General features: G+C 61.7%; 17 protein-coding genes. 6 read left to right on the top strand and 11 right to left on the bottom strand.

Translation table 11 applies throughout. The features are described from left to right. Window positions 1-36: 36 nt before the first annotated feature. Window positions 37-519, bottom strand: a complete 483-nt coding sequence (locus ACIOMR_RS09040; protein WP_003209067.1) for a GAF domain-containing protein — start codon at window positions 517-519, stop codon at window positions 37-39. Beyond that, window positions 516-1,406, bottom strand: a complete 891-nt coding sequence (locus ACIOMR_RS09045; protein ID WP_003209065.1) for an ATP-binding protein — start codon at window positions 1,404-1,406, stop codon at window positions 516-518. The genes ACIOMR_RS09040 and ACIOMR_RS09045 overlap by 4 nt, the downstream gene beginning before the upstream one ends. A 167-nt stretch (window positions 1,407-1,573) precedes the next feature. On the opposite strand from ACIOMR_RS09045, the gene ACIOMR_RS09050 reads away from it, so the two are divergent. Continuing rightward, complete coding sequence (locus ACIOMR_RS09050) at window positions 1,574-3,883, top strand: response regulator (protein ID WP_177009500.1); 2,310 nt, start codon at window positions 1,574-1,576, stop codon at window positions 3,881-3,883. Here ACIOMR_RS09050 and ACIOMR_RS09055 read toward each other — a convergent pair. From ACIOMR_RS09055 to msrB, 3 genes are all read right to left on the bottom strand, one after another. Then, window positions 3,867-4,319 carry a MarR family winged helix-turn-helix transcriptional regulator gene (locus ACIOMR_RS09055; RefSeq protein ID WP_087694772.1) on the bottom strand — a complete coding sequence of 151 codons (453 nt, stop codon included), beginning with the start codon at window positions 4,317-4,319 and terminating at the stop codon, window positions 3,867-3,869. The genes ACIOMR_RS09050 and ACIOMR_RS09055 overlap by 17 nt on opposite strands. Next, window positions 4,316-4,801, bottom strand: a complete 486-nt coding sequence (locus tag ACIOMR_RS09060; RefSeq protein WP_003209061.1) for a glutathione peroxidase — start codon at window positions 4,799-4,801, stop codon at window positions 4,316-4,318. Before ACIOMR_RS09060 ends, ACIOMR_RS09055 begins: the two co-directional genes overlap by 4 nt. Before the next feature lie 131 nt (window positions 4,802-4,932). Then, window positions 4,933-5,325 (bottom strand): peptide-methionine (R)-S-oxide reductase MsrB, encoded by a 393-nt coding sequence (msrB, locus tag ACIOMR_RS09065; RefSeq protein WP_401193576.1) that lies wholly within the window; start codon window positions 5,323-5,325, stop codon window positions 4,933-4,935. 202 nt (window positions 5,326-5,527) lie between these two features. Here msrB and ACIOMR_RS09070 point away from each other — a divergent pair, with 202 nt between their 5' ends. Both ACIOMR_RS09070 and htpX read left to right on the top strand, forming a co-directional pair. Beyond that, on the top strand, window positions 5,528-6,739 hold the full coding sequence (locus tag ACIOMR_RS09070; protein WP_003209058.1) for a pyridoxal phosphate-dependent aminotransferase: 1,212 nt from the start codon (window positions 5,528-5,530) through the stop codon (window positions 6,737-6,739). Window positions 6,740-7,053: 314 nt separating this feature from the next. Beyond that, entirely contained in the window at window positions 7,054-7,941 is an 888-nt protein-coding gene (gene htpX, locus ACIOMR_RS09075) for a protease HtpX (protein ID WP_003209055.1), read from the top strand. A gap of 51 nt (window positions 7,942-7,992) precedes the next feature. Here htpX and ACIOMR_RS09080 read toward each other — a convergent pair whose 3' ends face one another. After that, on the bottom strand, window positions 7,993-8,649 hold the full coding sequence (locus ACIOMR_RS09080; RefSeq protein ID WP_177040539.1) for a thiopurine S-methyltransferase: 657 nt from the start codon (window positions 8,647-8,649) through the stop codon (window positions 7,993-7,995). A 102-nt stretch (window positions 8,650-8,751) separates the two neighbouring features. On the opposite strand from ACIOMR_RS09080, the gene ACIOMR_RS09085 reads away from it, so the two are divergent. Beyond that, a complete protein-coding gene (locus tag ACIOMR_RS09085) occupies window positions 8,752-9,519 on the top strand; it encodes a DODA-type extradiol aromatic ring-opening family dioxygenase (protein WP_401193581.1) in 768 nt (255 codons plus the stop codon). 69 nt (window positions 9,520-9,588) lie between these two features. Here the strand turns inward: ACIOMR_RS09085 and ACIOMR_RS09090 are convergent, their stop codons facing one another. Further along, window positions 9,589-11,262 carry a DEAD/DEAH box helicase gene (locus tag ACIOMR_RS09090; protein WP_003209050.1) on the bottom strand — a complete coding sequence of 558 codons (1,674 nt, stop codon included), beginning with the start codon at window positions 11,260-11,262 and terminating at the stop codon, window positions 9,589-9,591. A 420-nt stretch (window positions 11,263-11,682) separates the two neighbouring features. Here ACIOMR_RS09090 and ACIOMR_RS09095 point away from each other — a divergent pair, with 420 nt between their 5' ends. Both ACIOMR_RS09095 and ACIOMR_RS09100 read left to right on the top strand, forming a co-directional pair. Continuing rightward, the gene (locus tag ACIOMR_RS09095; RefSeq protein ID WP_177020704.1) at window positions 11,683-12,474 is read left to right on the top strand and encodes a crotonase/enoyl-CoA hydratase family protein; all 792 of its coding nucleotides are present in this window, start codon (window positions 11,683-11,685) and stop codon (window positions 12,472-12,474) included. A gap of 932 nt (window positions 12,475-13,406) precedes the next feature. Further along, window positions 13,407-14,648, top strand: a complete 1,242-nt coding sequence (locus tag ACIOMR_RS09100; RefSeq protein ID WP_401193584.1) for an MFS transporter — start codon at window positions 13,407-13,409, stop codon at window positions 14,646-14,648. On the opposite strand, the gene ACIOMR_RS09105 is transcribed toward ACIOMR_RS09100, so the two are convergent. The 4 genes from ACIOMR_RS09105 to ACIOMR_RS09120 form a co-directional block, all read right to left on the bottom strand. Beyond that, window positions 14,645-16,828: a xanthine dehydrogenase family protein molybdopterin-binding subunit gene (locus tag ACIOMR_RS09105; RefSeq protein ID WP_401193587.1), complete on the bottom strand. Its 2,184-nt coding sequence runs from the start codon at window positions 16,826-16,828 to the stop codon at window positions 14,645-14,647. The two genes, ACIOMR_RS09100 and ACIOMR_RS09105, sit on opposite strands and share 4 nt — an antisense overlap. Next, window positions 16,825-17,814, bottom strand: a complete 990-nt coding sequence (locus tag ACIOMR_RS09110; protein ID WP_003215563.1) for a xanthine dehydrogenase family protein subunit M — start codon at window positions 17,812-17,814, stop codon at window positions 16,825-16,827. The genes ACIOMR_RS09105 and ACIOMR_RS09110 overlap by 4 nt, the downstream gene beginning before the upstream one ends. Beyond that, window positions 17,811-18,335, bottom strand: coding sequence for a (2Fe-2S)-binding protein (locus ACIOMR_RS09115; RefSeq protein ID WP_256344191.1), 525 nt, complete (start codon window positions 18,333-18,335; stop codon window positions 17,811-17,813). Before ACIOMR_RS09115 ends, ACIOMR_RS09110 begins: the two co-directional genes overlap by 4 nt. A 106-nt stretch (window positions 18,336-18,441) precedes the next feature. Beyond that, a complete protein-coding gene (locus ACIOMR_RS09120; RefSeq protein ID WP_401193590.1) occupies window positions 18,442-18,888 on the bottom strand; it encodes a DUF4879 domain-containing protein in 447 nt (148 codons plus the stop codon). Window positions 18,889-19,051: the final 163 nt, after the last annotated feature.

The following is a 19,051-nucleotide window of genomic DNA, read 5'->3' on the forward strand; positions in this document are numbered from 1 at the left end:
AGCGAACTTGCTCGCTCCTGCAGGAGACTCACCCCATCAACAATCGGTCAACCGCAGGAAAATCGCCGCCAACTGCTCGATGCCGGCCTGATCCTGCGGGGTAAACCGCGACAGCGATGGGCTGTCCAGGTCGAGCACACCAATCAAGCGCCCGTCCTTGACCAACGGGACGACCAACTCGCTGTTGGACGCACTGTCACAGGCGATATGCCCCGGGAATGCATGCACGTCTTCCACCCGCTGGGTTTGCCGCGAGGCCGCTGCCGCGCCGCACACACCGCGACCGAACGGAATGCGCACACAGGCGATCTGCCCCTGGAACGGCCCGAGCACCAGCTCTTCATTGCGGTTGAGGTAGAAGCCTGCCCAGTTCAAATCATCCAGCTGGTTGAACAGGAACGCAGAAAACTGCGCGGCATTGGCAATGAAATCCCGCTCATCCGCCAACAGCGATTCCAGCTGCGCATGCAGCATGGCGTAGCCATCGAGGCCGGTTCCAGCCTGTTGCAAATCAATCATGGTTGACGCTCCAACAACTTGAGGCCCACCCAGTAGCGGGCGAACTGATAGGCACAACGGCCGTTGCGATTACCGCGCCCGGTGGCCCAGCGCACCGCGAGGATGTCCAACTCTTCATCGCGTTGCCACTGCAGACCGGCCTTGCTCGCCAACTCGCCGATCCAGTGCTCGACCACATCCAGGAAGTGCTCCTGATTGAACGGGTAAAACGACAGCCACAAACCGAAACGGTCAGACAGGGCAATCTTGTCCTCCACCGCTTCGTTGGGATGCAGCTCGCCGTCTATGGTCTTCCAGTTCTCGTTATCGCTCTGGTTCTCGGGCACCAGGTGACGACGGTTGGAGGTGGCATACAACAGGACGTTTTCCGGCGCCTGCTCCAGGGAGCCGTCGAGTACGCTCTTGAGCACACGATAATCGCTCTCGCCGGCTTCGAAAGACAGGTCATCGCAGAACAACACAAAGCGTTGTGGCAATTTGATCAGTTGCTCGACCACCCGCGGCAGGTCCGCCAGGTGATCGCGCTCGATCTCGATCAGGCGCAGCCCGGCCTTGGCGTGCTGCGCCAGCAAGGCGCGCACCATGGACGATTTACCGGTGCCGCGCGAGCCCCAGAGCAGCGCATGGTTGGCCGGCAGGCCGTCGAGAAACTGTTGGGTGTTACGGGCCAATTGTTCGCGCTGTTTATCCACGCCGATCAGGTCGGACAGGCGCATATCCAGGCTGACTTCCAGTGGCAATAAAAAGCCGCTGCGACCTTCGCGCTGCCAACGGGCAGCCAGGCAATGGTTCCAGTCAACGGCTTCGCGCGGGGCAGGCAACAAGGGCTCCAGGCGAGCCAGTACCGCGTCGGCACGCTCAAGAAAGGCATTCAATCGAGAATCCACGACTATTCCTCTGGCAAGTTCTTGTAAAAGATGGCGTATTGGCAACCCTGAGGCAGACCGTGCAGGGCTGCACCGAATAAAATCGATTCATGCCGGGCAAGTTTGAGCCTGTGGATGTTCAGCTATGCTTGCCGGGCGAAAGGAAACGTAAAGTGGTACAGCACCCGATGGATATCAAGTTCGCCCACCGCTTGTCTTATAAACAAGCCAGACTGACAGTGCTGGTCGGATTCGTCTTGGGAACCTTGCTCAGCCTGATACAGATTGGGATTGATTATGCCAGCGAAGACGCTTCCATCAACCGGGAAATACGTGCGCTGATTGAAATCAGCCATAACCCGGCTTCGCGCATCGCCTACAACATCGACGCCGAGCTGGCCCAGGAACTGACGCTGGGCCTGCTGCACTCCCCCGCCATCACCCATGCACAACTGGTCGACAACAACGGTTTGGTGCTGGCCGATGTCCATCGCCCGCGCAAGGAAAGCACCTACCGGCCCATCAGCGACTTCCTGTTTGGCGCCAACCGCCAATTCGAAGATCGGCTCTACCTCGCCCACATGCCCAACGATTCCCTCGGTGTACTGCGTCTTGACGTAGACACCTACGCGTTCGGCAGCCGCTTCCTGCACCGCGCCGAGATCACCCTGCTCAACGGCTTCGCCCGCAGCCTGATCCTCACCGGCATTCTGTTGGCGCTTTTCTACGTGATGCTGACCAAGCCGCTGGTGCGCATTATCCGCGAGCTGAGCTCACGCAAGCACGAGCGCCTGGACTGCCCGCCGGGGCACGAGCACGACGAGATCGGTGTACTGGTCAACGTCGCCAACCAACAGTTTGAAAACATGGAGACTGAAATCCAGCAACGCCGGCATGCTGAAAATCGCCTGACCGAATACCTCGGCCAACTGGAAGACATCGTCTCCGCACGCACCACCGAGCTCAAGGCGATCAATCATCGGCTGACGCTCTCGAACGACGAGCTGGAAGCGGCGAAGATGACGGCCCTGGGCATGGCCCAGGCACGGGCGGCGTTCCTGGCCAACATGAGCCATGAAATCCGTACACCGCTGAACGGCCTGCTGGGGATGATCGCCCTCTCCCTCGACAGCCCGCTGAACGCCGAGCAACGCCAGCAACTGTCGATCGCCCATGACTCCGGCAAAGTACTGGTGGAGCTACTCAACGATATCCTCGACCTGTCGAAGTTCGACGCCGGCCAACTGGAACTGGAAAGCATCCCGTTCGACCTCGGTTCACTGGTGGAAGACACCGCCAACCTGCTCTCGCAAAACGCCGCGCCCAGCGTGGAGCTGACGTGCCTGATCGACCCGCAGTTTCCCGCCCAGGTGCTGGGCGACCCGACGCGGGTACGGCAGATTGTCAGCAATTTGCTGTCCAACGCCCTGAAGTTCACGCGTTTCGGCCGGGTGGATGTACGCCTCAGTGCCCAGGCCGGCCGGGTCAGGATCGAGGTGTGCGACACCGGTATCGGGATCGCCCAGGATGCCCAGGTCAAGATTTTCCAGCCGTTCACCCAAGCCGGTGCGGGCATCACCCGCCAGTTCGGCGGGACAGGCCTGGGCCTGGCGCTGACCCACAACCTGTGCGAAGCCATGAAGGGCCGCCTGAGCATCAGCTCGGAAGCTGGCTTTGGCAGCCAGTTCTGTGCCGACCTGCCCTTGCCGACCCACTTGCCGGCGGTGCGCCTGGCGCCTTTGGCTGGAGATGTAATCGCCATCACCAGCACCAGCAGCGGGCTGGCAGAACTCCTCACCAGCCTGCTGCCGAGTTGGGGCCTGGCTCCGCGCTGTTATTCCATCGACGATGACTTGAGCGGGCAGAATCCCGACCTGCTGATCACCGACTGCCCCGAATGCCTGTTCCGCCTGCGCCCGATGATCACCGCCCCGATCCTGGTGGTAACCGCCTACGGCAACTTCATGCCCAGCGAAGAAGTCGCGGCCCTGGCCCCCTTGCAGCAACAGGCCCGCCCCCTGAGCCGCACCGCGCTGTACCAGGTCCTGCAACGCAACTTGCGCACCGATCCGGACCTGGTCCTGGACCTGATCCAGCTGGAAACCGGCCCCCTCGCCCACCGGGCGCGCATCCTGCTGGTGGAGGACAACCCGGTCAATCAACTGGTGGCCAAGGGCATGCTCGGCAAGCTCGGGTGCGAGGTAATCGTCGCCGCCCACGGTGGTGAAGCCCTCAAGCTGCTGGAAGAGCAAGGCTTCGACATGGTGTTGATGGACTGCAATATGCCGGTGATGGATGGCTATGAGGCCAGTCGGCAGATCCGCCGCAGCGGGCGCTGGCCGGACTTGCCGATCGTCGCCTTGACGGCCAACGCCATGTCCGAGGAACGCGAGCGCTGCCGGGCTGCGGGCATGAACGATTACCTGGCCAAGCCGTTTCGCCGGGAAGAACTCAAGGCCTTGCTCGATCTGTGGGTGCCGACTACGACAAGTCTTTGATCTGGCGCAACAGCTGATCCAGACCGTCACGCAAGGCATCGGCCTGGTTCAGATCAACGCCGCTGTCACACAACAGGCGGGCCTTCAGCGGCTGCACCCGGTCGCGCAGGTGCCGGCCTTCATCGGTCAGGCTCAGGTGCACTTCACGCTCATCCAGCGCACTGCGCTGACGCCGCACCAGGGTAAGCTGCTCCAGGCGCTTGAGCAGTGGCGTCAGCGTGCCGGAATCCAGCAGCAGGCGCTCGCCCAGGGCCTTGACCGTAGGCTGCGACACCGCTGCAGCCTGCCATTCCCACAGCACCAGCATCACCAGGTATTGCGGATAGGTCAGGCCCAACTGATCGAGCATCGGCTTGTAGGCCCGGGTGACTGCGCGGGAGGCGGCGTAGAGCTTGAAGCACAGTTGGTCGTCGAGGGCCAGGGACAGGTCGGTCATTTGAGCAGGGCTTCGATCTCTTGGGTCAGGTCCTGGGGCTTGGTGGTCGGGGCGAAGCGCTTGACCACCTGGCCGTCGCGACCGATCAGGAACTTGGTGAAGTTCCACTTGATGCCCTTGGAGCCCAGCAATCCCGGGGCCTGCTTTTTAAGCTGTACGAACAATGGGTGGGCATCGCTGCCGTTGACGTCAATCTTCTTGAACAGCGGGAAACTGACACCAAAGTTCAGCTCGCAAAACTCCGAAATGGCGCCTTCGTTGCCCGGCTCCTGCTTGCCGAACTGGTTGCAGGGAAAGCCCAATACCACCAGTCCCTGGTCCTTGTAATGCTGCCAGAGCTCCTCAAGCCCCTTGTATTGCGGGGTGAAGCCGCACTTGCTGGCAGTGTTGACCACCAGAATCGCCTTGCCGGCGAAATCGGCCAAGGTCTTTTGCTCACCCTTGATGGTGGTGCAAGGGATGCTCAGCAGGTTGTCGCTCATGGCAGTGCCTCTACAGAGATAAGAAGGACTGAACGATAGTAGGCAATTCAATTGTGTGCAATTTAATTGGCGGGACTTATGCCTTGATATAACGGCCCCTGCGGGCACGAAGCCCGCAGGAGCCAGACGGCTTAGCGCGGTACCAGGTCCAGGCACACCGAGTTGATGCAGTAACGCAAACCGGTCGGTGGCGGTCCGTCCGGGAACACGTGGCCCAGGTGCGCATCGCACTTGGCGCAGGTGACTTCGGTGCGGATCATGCCGTGGCTGACGTCCCGGATCTCGACCATGGCCTGCTCGGCGATCGGCTCGTAGAAGCTGGGCCAGCCGCAGCCGGAGTCAAACTTGGCCCTGGAATCGAACAGCGGCTCATTGCAGCAGATGCAGTGGTAGACGCCGTCGGTCTTGGTGCCGTTGTACTTGCCGCTGAACGGTCGCTCGGTGCCTTTGAGGCGGCACACGTTGTACTGCTCCGGGTCGAGCATGGCTTTCCATTCTTCAACGCTTTTCTGCAACTTTTCCATCGGTACACCTCGGCAACTGAAAAAGCCTGATCTGTGTCTTTTCCATGGATCAGGCGGCACGTATGATTGCGCCTCTTCAAAGCGCCAGTCTGGCACCCGCGTTACCGGCATTCAAACGTATTTATGGGTCAGGCCAACGCAGGATTCTCAGCACGGTAGTCTTCACACCGTCTGGATCGTTCATTTTCAGGATCACATCGCCATGCAGGTCAGCAAATCGAACAAGCTCGCCAACGTCTGCTACGACATTCGCGGCCCGGTGCTCAAGCACGCCAAACGCCTGGAAGAGGAAGGCCATCGCATCCTCAAGCTGAACATTGGCAACCCGGCACCCTTTGGTTTCGAAGCGCCGGACGAAATCCTCCAGGACGTGATCCGCAACCTGCCTACCGCACAAGGCTACAGCGACTCCAAAGGCCTGTTCAGCGCGCGCAAGGCCGTCATGCAGTACTACCAGCAGAAGCAGGTTGAAGGTGTCGGCATCGAAGACATCTACCTGGGCAACGGCGTGTCCGAGCTGATCGTCATGTCCATGCAGGCCCTGCTCAACAACGGCGACGAAGTGCTGGTTCCGGCTCCCGACTACCCGCTGTGGACCGCCGCCGTAACCCTGGCCGGTGGCCATCCGGTGCATTACCTGTGTGACGAAGGCGCCGACTGGTTCCCGGACCTGGCCGACATCAAGGCCAAGATCACCCCGAACACCAAGGCCCTGGTGATCATCAACCCGAACAACCCCACCGGCGCCGTCTACTCCAGGGAAGTGTTGCTGGGCATGCTCGAACTCGCGCGCCAGCACAACCTGGTGGTGTTTTCCGATGAGATCTACGACAAGATCCTCTACGACGACGCCGTGCACATCTGCACCGCCTCCCTGGCGCCGGACCTGTTGTGCCTGACCTTCAACGGGCTGTCTAAATCCTACCGGGTGGCGGGCTTCCGTTCCGGCTGGATCGCCATTTCCGGCCCCAAGCACAATGCCCAGAGCTATATCGAGGGCATCGACATGCTGGCCAACATGCGCCTGTGTGCCAACGTGCCGAGCCAGCACGCCATCCAGACCGCACTGGGCGGCTACCAGAGCATCAACGACCTGGTGCTGCCACAAGGCCGCCTGCTGGAGCAGCGCAACCGCACCTGGGAACTGCTGAACGCGATTCCCGGCGTCAGTTGCGTCAAGCCGATGGGGGCGCTGTATGCGTTCCCGCGGATCGACCCGAAAGTGTGCCCGATCCTCAACGACGAGAAGTTCGTGCTCGACCTGCTGCTGTCGGAAAAGCTGCTGGTGGTCCAGGGTACGGCGTTCAACTGGCCGTGGCCGGATCACTTCCGGGTGGTCACCCTGCCGCGGGTGGATGACCTGGAGATGGCCATCGGTCGCATCGGCAACTTCCTGAAGTCCTATCGCCAGTAATGGGCATTGCGCTGTACGGCCCCCCCGTGGTCGTACAGCGATTATCTGGCAACACTTCTCTGCCCTGCGCGGGCGGTATCGCCTTTTACACCTGCCGGCTCCACCCTTGCTCGGGCATCACCCTATAATTACAGGGCTGCAAGGTAATGGGGCGAGGCTGCCGAGCCACACCAGGCCTCGGAAATTCCCTTCAAGGCTCTACATTCGGGCTGTAGGACACAGTTTGAAATAGTCCCCCGGTTGAATAGCCCCATGCCGCACCTTATATACCCCGCAGTACGCGACATATTAAGCATGAGGAGAATTCTACAACCATGATGCGCATTCTGCTGTTCTTGGCCACTAACCTGGCGGTCGTGCTGATTGCCAGCATCACGCTGAGCCTTTTCGGCTTCAATGGGATCATGGCGGCCAACGGGGTTGATCTGAACCTCAATCAGCTGCTGATCTTCTGTGCGGTCTTTGGTTTTGCCGGGTCGATTTTCTCGCTGTTCATCTCCAAGTGGATGGCGAAGATGAGCACCAGCACCCAGATCATTACCCAGCCACGCACCCGTCATGAGCAATGGCTGCTGCAGACCGTCGAGCAACTGTCCCGCGAAGCCGGGATCAAGATGCCTGAAGTCGGGATCTTCCCGGCCTATGAAGCGAACGCCTTTGCTACCGGCTGGAACAAGAACGACGCCCTTGTGGCCGTCAGCCAGGGCTTGCTGGAGCGGTTCTCGCCCGACGAAATCAAGGCGGTGCTGGCCCACGAGATCGGCCACGTGGCCAACGGTGACATGGTCACCCTGGCGCTGGTCCAGGGCGTGGTGAACACCTTCGTGATGTTCTTCGCGCGGATCATCGGCAACTTCGTCGACAAGGTGATCTTCAAGAACGAACAGGGCCAGGGCATGGCCTACTACGTGGCGACCATCTTCGCCGAACTGGTACTGGGCTTCCTCGCCAGCTCGATCGTGATGTGGTTCTCGCGCAAACGGGAATTCCGCGCAGACGAAGCCGGCGCACGCCTGGCCGGTACCGGCGCGATGATCAGCGCCCTGCAGCACCTGCGCTCCGAACAGGGCTTGCCGGTGCACATGCCGAACACCCTGACCGCCTTTGGCATTAACGGTGGCATCAAGCAGGGCATGGCTCGCCTGTTCATGAGCCACCCGCCACTGGAAGAGCGAATTGACGCACTGCGTCGTCGCGGCTGATAGCGACAAGAAGAAGGGGCGATTCAATCGCCCCTTTTTTGTGGGCGCTCTTCAGCGCCTGGCCAACCGGTACACCCGCTCGTCCAGGCGCGTGACGCCATCCTTAACAAACTTCCAGCTGTCCCCCAGGATGTCCTGCTCCTGCAGCACATCCAGGCTCCACCGGCCGCCCAGGAGCAATTGCACTTCCTCATCGCTCACCGCGAACGGCGGGCCGGCCTTTTGCGACTGTTCATAATCGAGGGTGATCAACAGGCCACGACTGCCTCCCGCCAGAATCCCATTCAAGTGCGCCGCATACTGCTCGCGCATCAACGGTGGCAGGGCAATCAGCGCCGCCCGGTCGTAAAGCGCTGTGCAACCAACCACGGCCCCGGCATCCAGGGCGAAGAAATCCCCGCACCACAGCTCGATGGAACCCGCCTGGAAAACTTTGAAAGCGCCGCGCTGGCTGACCTGCGGCATCAGCTCCTGCTCGCTGAAAAACTCTTCAACGGCCTTTTCCGACAACTCGACCCCGATCACCCGATGCCCGATGCTCGCCAACCACACCAGGTCCAGGCTCTTGCCGCACAACGGCACCAGCACCTGCGCCCCGTTCGCCACGCCCAGGCCGGGCCAGTGGCGCAGCAGGTAAGGATTCACCTCGGGCAAGTGGAAACCCGTCTGATTGCGCGCCCAACGCTCATGCCAAAATCCAGGTTCCATGATTCACCCTAAAACTTGATCAAATAGCGCTAAAACTTATATTAGATTTAGATCAATGATCTGATTGAAGATGGTCCCATCTTAACCCTCAGGACCCTACTCATGCTGCCCAGCCTGTTTATCTCCCACGGTTCGCCCATGCTTGCCCTGCAACCCGGTGCCAGTGGCCCGGCACTCAAGCGCCTGGCGGCCGAGCTGCCACGCCCCAAGGCCATTGTGGTGGTCTCGGCGCACTGGGAAAGCCAGGGGCTGCTCGTGACTGGCAGCGCCGCACCAGAGACCTGGCACGACTTCGGCGGCTTCCCACGGGAACTGTTCGCGGTGCAGTACCCGGCCCCCGGTGACCCGCAGTTGGCCGCCCTAATCGTGCAGCTCCTCAAGGCTGACGGCCTGGAAGCGCGCATTGATGATCAGCGCCCCTTCGACCACGGCACCTGGGTGCCCCTGTCGCTGATGTACCCGGCGGCCGATATCCCGGTGGTGCAGGTATCGCTGCCAAGCCGCATGGGCCCTGCCCTGCAAACCCGTGTCGGCCACGCACTGGCGAGCCTGCGGGAACAGGGCGTGCTGCTGATCGGCTCCGGCAGCATTACCCACAACCTCGGCGAACTGGACTGGCATGCCGGGCCGGAGAGCATCGAGCCCTGGGCGCGGGATTTTCGCGATTGGATGGTCAGCAAACTGGCAGCCAACGATGAAGCCGCGCTGCACGACTATCGTCGCCAGGCACCTCATGCCGTGCGCAGCCACCCCAGCGACGAGCATTTGCTGCCGCTGTATTTCGCCCGGGGCGCCGGCGGTGAATTCAGCGCAGCCCACCAAGGCTTCACCATGGGCGCGCTGGGCATGGACATCTACCGTTTCGCCTGATTGCAGGCAAAAAAAATCCCCGAACCAGTCGGGGATTTTTTATGTTCGATCAATCAGCCCGGGGGCGGATCAATCTTCGCGGTAGCGACGCAGCTTCAACTGCTTACCGGCAACGCGGGTGTCCTTCAGCTTGGTCAGGAGTTTCTCCAGACCATCTTCCGGCAGCTCCACCAGGGAGAAGCTGTCACGCACCTGGATGCGACCGATCGCTTCACGTGCCAGGCCACCCTCGTTGAGGATAGCGCCCAGCAGGTTCTTGGCAGCGATGCCATCACGCGCGCCCAGCGCGGTACGGCAGCGAGCACGGCCTTCAGCCAATGGAACCGGAGCACGACGCTCACGATCACCACGGTCCGGACGGTCGCCAGTACGCTCTGGACGATCACCGCGCGGAGCGTTGTTCGGCACCAGTGGACGTTCTTTCTCGATGGCAGCCAGGGTCAGGGCCTGACCGTTGGTAGCCTTGCGCAGCAGGGCTGCAGCCAGGGCACGCGGGGTGCAACCGATATCGGCAGTCAGGCGGTCCAGCAGGTCGCCGTGGGTCGATTCAGCATCAGCCACCAGTGGCGACAGGCTGTTGGTCAGTTTCTTGATGCGCGCATCGAGAACGGCCTGGGCATCCGGCAGGCGGACTTCGGCAACTTTCTGACCGGTTACACGCTCGATCACTTGCAGCATGCGGCGCTCACGTGGAGTCACCAGCAACAATGCACGACCTTCGCGACCAGCACGGCCGGTACGGCCGATACGGTGAACGTAGGACTCTGGATCGTAAGGCATGTCAACGTTGAACACGTGGGTGATACGTGGAACGTCGAGGCCACGGGCAGCAACGTCGGTCGCCACAACGATGTCCAGACGGCCATCCTTGAGGGAGTCGATCACGCGCTCACGCTGGTTCTGAGCAATGTCACCGTTCAGCGCAGCGGCTTTGTAGCCTTTGGCTTCCAGGGCGCTGGCCAGGTCCAGGGTCGCTTGCTTGGTGCGCACGAACATGATCAGGGCGTCGAAGTCTTCGACTTCCAGCAGGCTCAATACAGCCGAGGTCTTCTGGTCAGCGTGAACCAACAGGTGAGCCTGTTCGATCGCGGTAACGGTCTGAGTCTTGGTCTGGATCTTCACGTGTTGCGGATCGCGCAGATGGCGTTCGGCAATGGCACGGATCGACTGTGGCAGGGTAGCCGAGAACAGTACGGTCTGACGGGTTGCTGGCAGTGCCTTGAAGATGACTTCCAGGTCGTCCATGAAGCCCAGCTTGAGCATTTCGTCAGCTTCGTCCAGAACCAGGTGGTTCACGGTCGACAGCACTTTTTCGTCGCGACGCAGGTGGTCGCACAGACGACCCGGAGTGGCGACAACGATCTGTGCGCCGTTACGGATTGCTTTCAGTTGTGGGCCCATAGGCGCGCCGCCGTAAACGGCCACAACGGTAACGCCCGGCATTTGCTTGGCGTAGGTTTCGAAAGCGGTTGCTACTTGCAGCGCCAACTCACGGGTTGGCGCCAGGATCAGGGCTTGCGGCTCGCGCTTGGCAGGATCGATGCAGTGCAGGATTGGCAGGGCGAACGCGGCGGTTTTACCGGTACCGGTTTGCGCTTGGCCAATCATGTCTTGGCCGGCCATGATGATCGGGATCGATTGCTGCTGAATAGCCGAAGGTTCTTCGTAGCCAGTCGCGATGACGGCAGCAAGAATGTTCGGGTTAAGATTAAAAGCGGCGAAGCCGCCGGTTTCCTGGGTCATGGGTCTGCCTCTAAGTGCATCCGCAAAGACCCATGCTCCAAAGCTGCGCATGCCGTGTTGAGACTCAAGAGTCGCCCTGGCTGCTTTGTCGGCGGGGATTTGCGAAAACGATTGGATGAATGGATCGTCAAGGATAGTCCGCGCAGCGGACGTGCAGCCGAAGCTGACTTCGGGGAATTGCGCTACCTAAACGCGGCCCGGTTAAAGGCCGGCGCGCACTATACCGGAAATCGCTGAAAAAGGGAGCTTTTTTTATCGCAAACCGCAGGTAAACGCCTCTGCATCAAAGGCTTTGCGCATCCAGGCAGCAGGGTCTATTTTTCAAAGGCCCGGCCCTGTTGGTCATGACGCTTAAACGGTTCACCCTTAACAGCGGGCCCTTCGGTCCGAAACCTCCCTTTGCGCCCGAGGGCACACCCCATGAACCAAGCCACCAACAGCCGCGTCAGCCGTGAACAGCAGGGTCATATCCTGTTGCTGGGGCTGGATCGCGTGGCCAAGCGCAATGCGTTCGACCTGGAATTGCTCAATGATTTGAGCCTGGCGTATGGCGAATTTGATCGCAATGAGGAAGCGCGGGTGGCCATTGTCTTCGGGCATGGCGATCACTTTACCGCCGGATTGGACCTGGCCAATGTGGGGCCCACGATGGCACAAGGCTGGCAACCGCCGTTGGGTGGTTGTGATCCGTGGGGCGTTTTCGCGGGGCCCCGGGTCAGTAAGCCGGTGATTGTTGCGGCTCAGGGGTACTGCCTGACCATTGGTATCGAGTTGATGTTGGCGGCGGATATCAATCTGTGTGCCAGCAATACCCGGTTTGCGCAGATGGAAGTGCAGCGCGGGATTTTTCCTTTTGGGGGCGCGACGTTGCGCTTTCATCAGATCGCGGGGTGGGGGAATGCCATGCGTTGGTTGCTCACGGGGGATGAGTTTGATGCCCATGAAGCGCTGCGGTTGGGGTTGGTGCAGGAGGTAATGGCCAGCGAGGATTTGTTACCCCGGGCGGTGGCGCTGGCAAACCGCATTGCCCAGCAGGCGCCGCTGGGGGTGCAGGCCACGCTGATGTCGGCGCGTCAGGCACGGATCGAGGGGGAGACCGCGGCGGCGGCCGGGTTGCCCGTTTTGGTGGAGAAACTGCTGAATAGTGAGGATGCCAAGGAAGGTGTACGGGCGATGGTCGAGAAGCGGCCTGGGGTTTTTAAAGGCTGTTGATTGTGGAGGGGGCTTGGGGCGGGGTACATATCCGTTATTTAGGTAACGGCCACTATTGGTTCCGCTCTTACAGCGGCTCACTTTTGAACAGCGCAAAAGTAAGCAAAACGCTCTTGCCCCACCACTCGGCACCTCGCTTAGGCTCGGTGTGCCCTCACTCCGGCTTTGGACCGTGGGCCGCCGTCATGGGCCATCCTTGGCCCAGGACGGCTAACCCGGCGTCCTGCCGGGTTACCCACGCTCCAAAGCCTGCGTTCGGCCAGCGTGGTTTAACGGGGCGCCCAAGATCAAGATCAAAAGCAGATCAAGAGCACAGCGGCCTGATAGCCGACTTGAGTGTTAAAAGCAAAATCAAAAGCTAAAGCGGGCACGGTGCACTGTAGGAGCTGGCTTGCCGGCGATGGCATCGCCTCGGTGTGTCTGATGTACCGAGGTGTCTGCATCGCAGGCAAGCCAGCTCCTACAGAAAAGCAGCTTTGTTTTCGCTCTGGTCTTTGCTTTTGCTTTTGCTTTTAACACTCAGGTCGGCTTTCAGGCCGCTGTGCTCTTGCTTTTGATTTTGATCTGCGGGCCCCGTCAACCACGATGGCCGCAAGTAGGCACGGTGGAGCGGGTAAATCGGCAAGGATGCCGATTTAGCCGCGCCGGGCCATGGATGGCCCGTCGCGGCGGCCCGCGGAACCGGGCCGGAGTGCGGGCATGCCGAGCCTAAGCGAGGCACCGAGTGGTGGGGCAAAGACCTTTTGGTTACTTTTGGGGCGTTTGCCAAAAGTGACCCGCTGTAAGAGCGGAACCATAAGTGGCCGTTACCGAAGAAACGGATATGTACTCAGCCAGACTGAACATATCTCATACCCCCCAACCCACCACGCAACTATTGGTTACAAGTTGGTGATAACCTCACCGTTCCCCCACCCAGACCCGTCTCCCCGATGCCCAGTGAACCCGCGCTGCTGTTACGTCACCACCGCCCTTTCATCGCGTTCTGGCTGGCGCGGATCTTCACCGCCAGCGGTTTCCAGATGCTCACCGTGGCCATCGGCTGGAACCTCTACCAACTGACCGGCAACGTGCTGGACCTGGGTTTGGTCGGCCTGGTGGAGTTCGTACCGCGGGTGCTGTTCATGCTGCACACCGGCCATGTGGCCGACCGCTATGAACGGCGCAAGGTCGCAGCCATCTGCCAGACCGTTCAAGCCTTGATCGCGCTATCCCTGGCAATCGGCGGACTGACCGGCAATGTCACCCGCGAGATGATTTTCATCCTGGCGTTCCTGCTGGGCGCGGCGCGTTCGTTTGAAATGCCCACCACCCAGGCCCTGCTGCCGAGCATCGTGCCCACTGCACTGTTTCCCCGCGCCGTGGCGTCGTCGCAGTCGGCGCAGCAATTGGCCACCATCGTGGCGCCGGCGCTGGGCGGTCTGCTGTACGCCTTTGGCAGTGTCTGGGTGTACGGCCCCACGGTGGTGCTGTACCTGATCGCCTGCGTGTTGACCCTCAACCTGCCCGCGCGCCAGACGCCGCTGAACAAGGCCAAGGCGACCATGGATTCGTTGCTGGCCGGGATTCGTTTTATCCGCAGTCGGCCGGACATCCTCGGCGCGATTTCCCTGGACCTGTTCGCCGTATTGCTGGGCGGCGCCACGGCCTTGCTGCCGGTGTTTGCCAAGGACATTTTGCTGACCGGGCCGTGGGGCCTTGGGCTGCTGCGCTCGGCGCCAGCGGTCGGGGCGTTGTTGATGTCGTTGTGGCTGGCGCGGTTTGCCGTCGACCGGCATGTGGGGCGGATCATGTTTACGGCGGTCGGGGTGTTTGGCGTAGCCACCATCGCGTTCGGCCTGTCGACCTCGTTCTGGTTCTCCCTGGCGGTACTGGTGGTATTGGGCGCAGCGGACATGATCAGCATGGTGATCCGCGCCTCGTTCGTGCAACTGGAAACCCCGGACGAAATGCGCGGCCGGGTCAGCGCGGTCAACGGGCTGTTTATCGGTGCGTCGAATCAGCTCGGCGAGTTTGAGTCCGGGATCACCGCCCACTGGTTCGGCACCGTGCCCGCCGTGGTCATGGGCGGCATCGGCACGCTGGTGGTGACCGGGGTCTGGATCAAACTGTTCCCGACCCTGGCCAACCGCGACCGCATGCATGTGCCGGTGGAAGAGCCCGCCAGGGTTTAGAAGACCTTGTCGAGGGTGACGGGAAAGTCCCGCACCCGCTTGCCGGTGGCGTGATACACCGCGTTGGCCACCGCCGCCGCCACCCCGACTATCCCGATCTCGCCGACGCCCTTGGAACCAAGGGCGTTGACGATCTCGTCGTGTTCTTCGACAAACAGCACATCAATCTCGCCGATATCCGCGTTTACCGGAATGTGGTATTCGGCCAGGCTGTGGTTCATGGAGCGACCCAATGCGTGATCGACCTGGGTCTCCTCATGCAACGCCATGCCGATGCCCCAGACCACCCCGCCGAGAATCTGGCTACGGGCCATCTTCGGATTGACCACCCGCCCGGCCGCAATCGCACTGACCACCCGGCTGACCTTGATGGTGCCCAGGTCCTCATCCACCCGCACTTCGACAAACACCGCCGAATGCGTGGCAGAGGCATAGCCTTCGCGCTGTTTGCCCGGCTCGCAATCCACCTGCACTTCCAGCGCCTGCTCGCCGCTGTCTTGCACCAATTGCGCCAGGGAGATGCGCTGGTCACCGGCGTGCATCTGGCCGTTCTCAAACCGCGCCGACTCAGCGTCTTTGAACGCCGGGTACGTCTTGCGCGCAATGTCCAACAGCTTGGCGTTCAACGCTTCACAGGCCTGTTGCACCGCACTGCCCACCGACGACACGGTAAACGAGCCGCCCTGCAATGGCGCTGTCGGCAGCGATGAATCCCCCAGCAGGAACGTCACATCGCCTACCGCCACGCCGCTGGCCTGGGCGGCGATCTGCGCCATGACCGTGTAAGTGCCGGTGCCGATATCGGTGGTGGCGCTGCTGACCGTGAGCTTGCCCAGGTGGTCGATCCGCGCCTTGGCGCTGGCTTTCATTTGCAGGGCCTCCCACACCCCGCCGGCCATGCCCCAACCAACCAGTTGGCGACCATCGCGCATGCTTCGCGGCTCCGGGTTGCGCTGGCTCCAGCCAAAACGCTCGGCACCTTCGCTGTAGCATTCGCGCAACGCTTTGCTGGACCAGGGCTTGTCTTCGTTCTGATTGCGCTCGGCATAGTTGATCAGCCGCAATTGCACCGGGTCGATGCCCAGGGCGCAGGCCAGTTCATCCATCGCGCATTCCAGGCCGATCACCCCCAGCGCTGCGCCGGGAGCGCGCATGTCCAGCGGTGTGAACACGTCCAGCGGCACCAGCTTGTAGGTCAGCAGCACGTTATCGCAGTGATAAAGCATGCCGCTCCATTCCACCACGTGTTCGCTGAAGTCCTCGAAGCGCGAGGTCTGGCCGATGGCGGTGTGGCCCAGGGCAAGCAAGCGGCCATTGGCGGCAGCACCCAGTTGCAGGCGCTGCAAGGTGCGCGGGCGATAACCGAAGGTGAACATCTGCTGGCGCGTGAGAGTGACGCGCACCGAACGCTTCAGGGCCAGCGATGCCATCACTGCCAGCGGCAACTGGTACTGCGGGCGCAGACCTGAACCAAAGGCGCCGCCGACGAACGCGGCGAAGATCCGCACCTGGCTTTTATCCAGGCCGAAGACTTTCTGCACATAGGCCTGGCAGTTCTGCGGCCCCTGGGTCTTGTCGTGGATATGCAGGGTGCCGTCCGGCTGATACAGCACGGTACTGGCGTGGGGTTCCATGGGGTTATGGTGTTCGATGGGCGTGCTGTAGTGCAGGTCCAGGCTCGTGGCGGCGCCGGTCCATTCGGCCTGGAAGTTGCCGCGCGGCTTGGGCGGTGTTTGCGGCGACGGGTGCGCCTGCTCCTGCAAGGCCAGCAGATCGGTCTCGGCAGGCTCGGCGGCGTATTCAATCTGCACCAGGGAACCGGCGTGGCGCGCCAGCTCCAGGTTGTCGGCAATCACCAATGCCAACGGCTGGCCGCTGTAGAGCACGCGGTCGTTGTACAGCGGGCGAAACGGCGAGCCGTCGGCAGCATCGGCATCGGCGTAGCTGTCGTCGTAGCTGGCCAGTTTCGGGCGGTTGAGGTGATCAAGCACCATCACCACACCGGGCAGCGCCAGGGCTTGGGACGCATCAATGCGGATGACCCGGCCCTTGGCGATGTTGCTCGACACCACGCTGCCGTGCAGCAAGCCATCCTCGGGAAACTCACCGGCATAGCGCGCTTGCCCGGTGACCTTGAGCAGACCGTCGACCCGGTCCAACGGTTTGCCGATTGCGCTCATGACGTGGCTCCTGCAACAGCGGCATCGCTCAGGGCGCGAATGATCGCGCGGCGTGCCAGTTTGATCTTGAAGCCGTTGTGCTCCAGCGGCTCGGCGTCCAGGAGCAGGGTTTCGGCGGCAGTGCTGAAAGTTTCGCGGCTGACGGACTGGCCGATCAGCGCGGCTTCCACCGCACGATCACGCCATGGCTTGTGGGCGACGCCGCCCAGGGCCAGGCGGGCGTCGACGATCACATCGCCATCCAGCTCCAGCGCCGCCGCGACGGATATCAGGGCGAAGGCGTAGGAAGCCCGGTCACGGATTTTAAGATAGTGACTGTGGGCAGCCAGGTGGTCGGCAGGCAACTCGATGGCGGTGATCAGTTCGTCGTCGGCCAACTGGTTATCCCGCTGGGGTGCATCGCCCGGCAGCCGGTGAAAGTCGGCGAACTCGATGACCCGCGCACCACCCCGGCCCTGCACATGCACCCGCGCATCCAGGGCGGCCAGGGCCACGCACATGTCCGAAGGATGGGTGGCGACGCACTGGTCGCTGGCGCCGAGGATCGCGTGAATGCGGTTCAAACCGACCCGCGCCGGGCAGCCACTGCCGGGCTCGCGTTTATTGCAGGGCACGGCGGCGTCATAGAAGTAGTAGCAACGGGTGCGTTGCAGCAGGTTGCCGCCGGTACTGGCCATATTGCGCAATTGCGGCGAGGCGCCGGCGAGGATGGCCTGGGACAGCAGCGGGTAGCGTTCCTCGATCAGCGGGTGCCAGGCCAGGTCGGCGTTGCTCACCAGGGCACCGATCATCAAGCCGCCCTCGGGAGTTTCTTCCACGTCGCGAAGTGGCAGCCCGGTGATATCAATCAGGTGCTCCGGGCGGCTGATGTTCTCTTTCATCAGGTCCAGCAGGTTGGTGCCACCGGCGATAAACCGCGACGCCGGGCTGACCAGGTGCACCGCCTCCTGCACGTCGGCCGGCTTGCTGTAATGGAAGGGATTCATTGCTCACCTCCCTGCACGCGGCACGCCGGCAAGGCTTCTTCGATGGCATCACGGATGTTGTTGTAGGCGCCGCAGCGGCACAGGTTGCCGCTCATCAGTTCCTGGATTTGCGCGGTGTCGTGGGCGCGGCCTTCACGGGCCAGGCCCACCGCCGAGCAGATTTGCCCCGGCGTGCAGTAGCCGCACTGGAAGGCATCGTGCTTGATAAACGCCTGCTGCATCGGGTGCAGGTCTTCGCCCGAGGCCAGGCCTTCGATGGTGGTCAACTCGGCACCGTCACACATCACCGCCAGGGTCAGGCAGGCGTTCACCCGCTTACCATTGAGCAACACGGTGCAGGCACCGCACTGGCCGTGGTCGCAGCCCTTCTTGGTGCCCGTCAGGTCCAGTTGCTCGCGCAGCAGGTCCAGCAGGGTGGTCCAGGGCAATACATCCAGTTGGATGGGGTCCCGATTGAGGGTCAGGCGTATCGGATGACTGACGAACGGCTTGGCCGCCGCGCCATTGGGGGTTGCGCTCATAAACACCTCACGGATTGGTGTGCAATCGCGGCGTTCTGGGAAGTCGCCGTCTTAGCGGTACGACTTCCCGGGGTTATGAGCGTTCAAGGCAATTGATGGGTGGCGATCAGCGAATGCCGAGGGTGGTGACCAACTGGTTGCGCGGTGGGTTGATCGAGGTGTTGCTGTACTGGAAGGTGCCGCCGGCGTCGATATCCAGCTGGAATGTATAGATGTAGCCCATCAAAGTGCCGGCGCCGCTGCACGGCTGGCTGATGGAACCCACTTGGCAGATGGCCATGCTGGTGCCGGACACCGGCGCTCCATCGAAAAACGCGTGGGAGCTGTTGCCCAGGCCGACTTCCATCACGTACACCAGTGTCTGCCCGCGGTGCGTGCACATCTGGGTGCTGTCGGCCCGCTCGGGAATGGTTTCAGTGCACTTGGCCGACTGAACCTTGAATACCCGCACCTCGCTCAACGCCGGTGCAGGCGCGCCCCACGCCGGTGCCGCACCGAGCCACAGGCCGATGCAACCGAACAGAGCTAGACTCCAGGCGCTGGCTTTTTTCATGCTGTCGATGACCCTGTAATAAACGTCGGCGCAGTATGCCTCAAGGCCATGATCAAGCCTATGCGCCACTGGCCCTCGGCTGCTGGTATGATGCGCCGCTTTTTCCGATCCTCTCTGGAACCACAGGCGCTTGGCGCAGTTTGTGCTTTGACTTAGAGGTCAA

Origin of the sequence: Pseudomonas sp. NPDC087814 (assembly GCF_044742865.1) — a bacterium.
Taxonomy (GTDB): Bacteria; Pseudomonadota; Gammaproteobacteria; order Pseudomonadales; family Pseudomonadaceae; genus Aquipseudomonas.

What these genes read in the sequence shown, in the direction of transcription:
- ACIOMR_RS09040 (WP_003209067.1), bottom strand. Translation starts at nt 519, where the DNA reads ATGATTGATTTGCAACAGGCTGGAACCGGCCTCGATGGCTACGCCATG.
- ACIOMR_RS09050 (WP_177009500.1), top strand. Translation starts at nt 1,574, where the DNA reads ATGGATATCAAGTTCGCCCACCGCTTGTCTTATAAACAAGCCAGACTG.
- ACIOMR_RS09055 (WP_087694772.1), bottom strand. Translation starts at nt 4,319, where the DNA reads ATGACCGACCTGTCCCTGGCCCTCGACGACCAACTGTGCTTCAAGCTC.
- ACIOMR_RS09060 (WP_003209061.1), bottom strand. Translation starts at nt 4,801, where the DNA reads ATGAGCGACAACCTGCTGAGCATCCCTTGCACCACCATCAAGGGTGAG.
- msrB (WP_401193576.1), bottom strand. Translation starts at nt 5,325, where the DNA reads ATGGAAAAGTTGCAGAAAAGCGTTGAAGAATGGAAAGCCATGCTCGAC.
- ACIOMR_RS09070 (WP_003209058.1), top strand. Translation starts at nt 5,528, where the DNA reads ATGCAGGTCAGCAAATCGAACAAGCTCGCCAACGTCTGCTACGACATT.
- htpX (WP_003209055.1), top strand. Translation starts at nt 7,054, where the DNA reads ATGATGCGCATTCTGCTGTTCTTGGCCACTAACCTGGCGGTCGTGCTG.
- ACIOMR_RS09080 (WP_177040539.1), bottom strand. Translation starts at nt 8,649, where the DNA reads ATGGAACCTGGATTTTGGCATGAGCGTTGGGCGCGCAATCAGACGGGT.
- ACIOMR_RS09085 (WP_401193581.1), top strand. Translation starts at nt 8,752, where the DNA reads ATGCTGCCCAGCCTGTTTATCTCCCACGGTTCGCCCATGCTTGCCCTG.
- ACIOMR_RS09090 (WP_003209050.1), bottom strand. Translation starts at nt 11,262, where the DNA reads ATGACCCAGGAAACCGGCGGCTTCGCCGCTTTTAATCTTAACCCGAAC.
- ACIOMR_RS09095 (WP_177020704.1), top strand. Translation starts at nt 11,683, where the DNA reads ATGAACCAAGCCACCAACAGCCGCGTCAGCCGTGAACAGCAGGGTCAT.
- ACIOMR_RS09100 (WP_401193584.1), top strand. Translation starts at nt 13,407, where the DNA reads ATGCCCAGTGAACCCGCGCTGCTGTTACGTCACCACCGCCCTTTCATC.
- ACIOMR_RS09105 (WP_401193587.1), bottom strand. Translation starts at nt 16,828, where the DNA reads ATGAGCGCAATCGGCAAACCGTTGGACCGGGTCGACGGTCTGCTCAAG.
- ACIOMR_RS09110 (WP_003215563.1), bottom strand. Translation starts at nt 17,814, where the DNA reads ATGAATCCCTTCCATTACAGCAAGCCGGCCGACGTGCAGGAGGCGGTG.
- ACIOMR_RS09115 (WP_256344191.1), bottom strand. Translation starts at nt 18,335, where the DNA reads ATGAGCGCAACCCCCAATGGCGCGGCGGCCAAGCCGTTCGTCAGTCAT.
- ACIOMR_RS09120 (WP_401193590.1), bottom strand. Translation starts at nt 18,888, where the DNA reads ATGAAAAAAGCCAGCGCCTGGAGTCTAGCTCTGTTCGGTTGCATCGGC.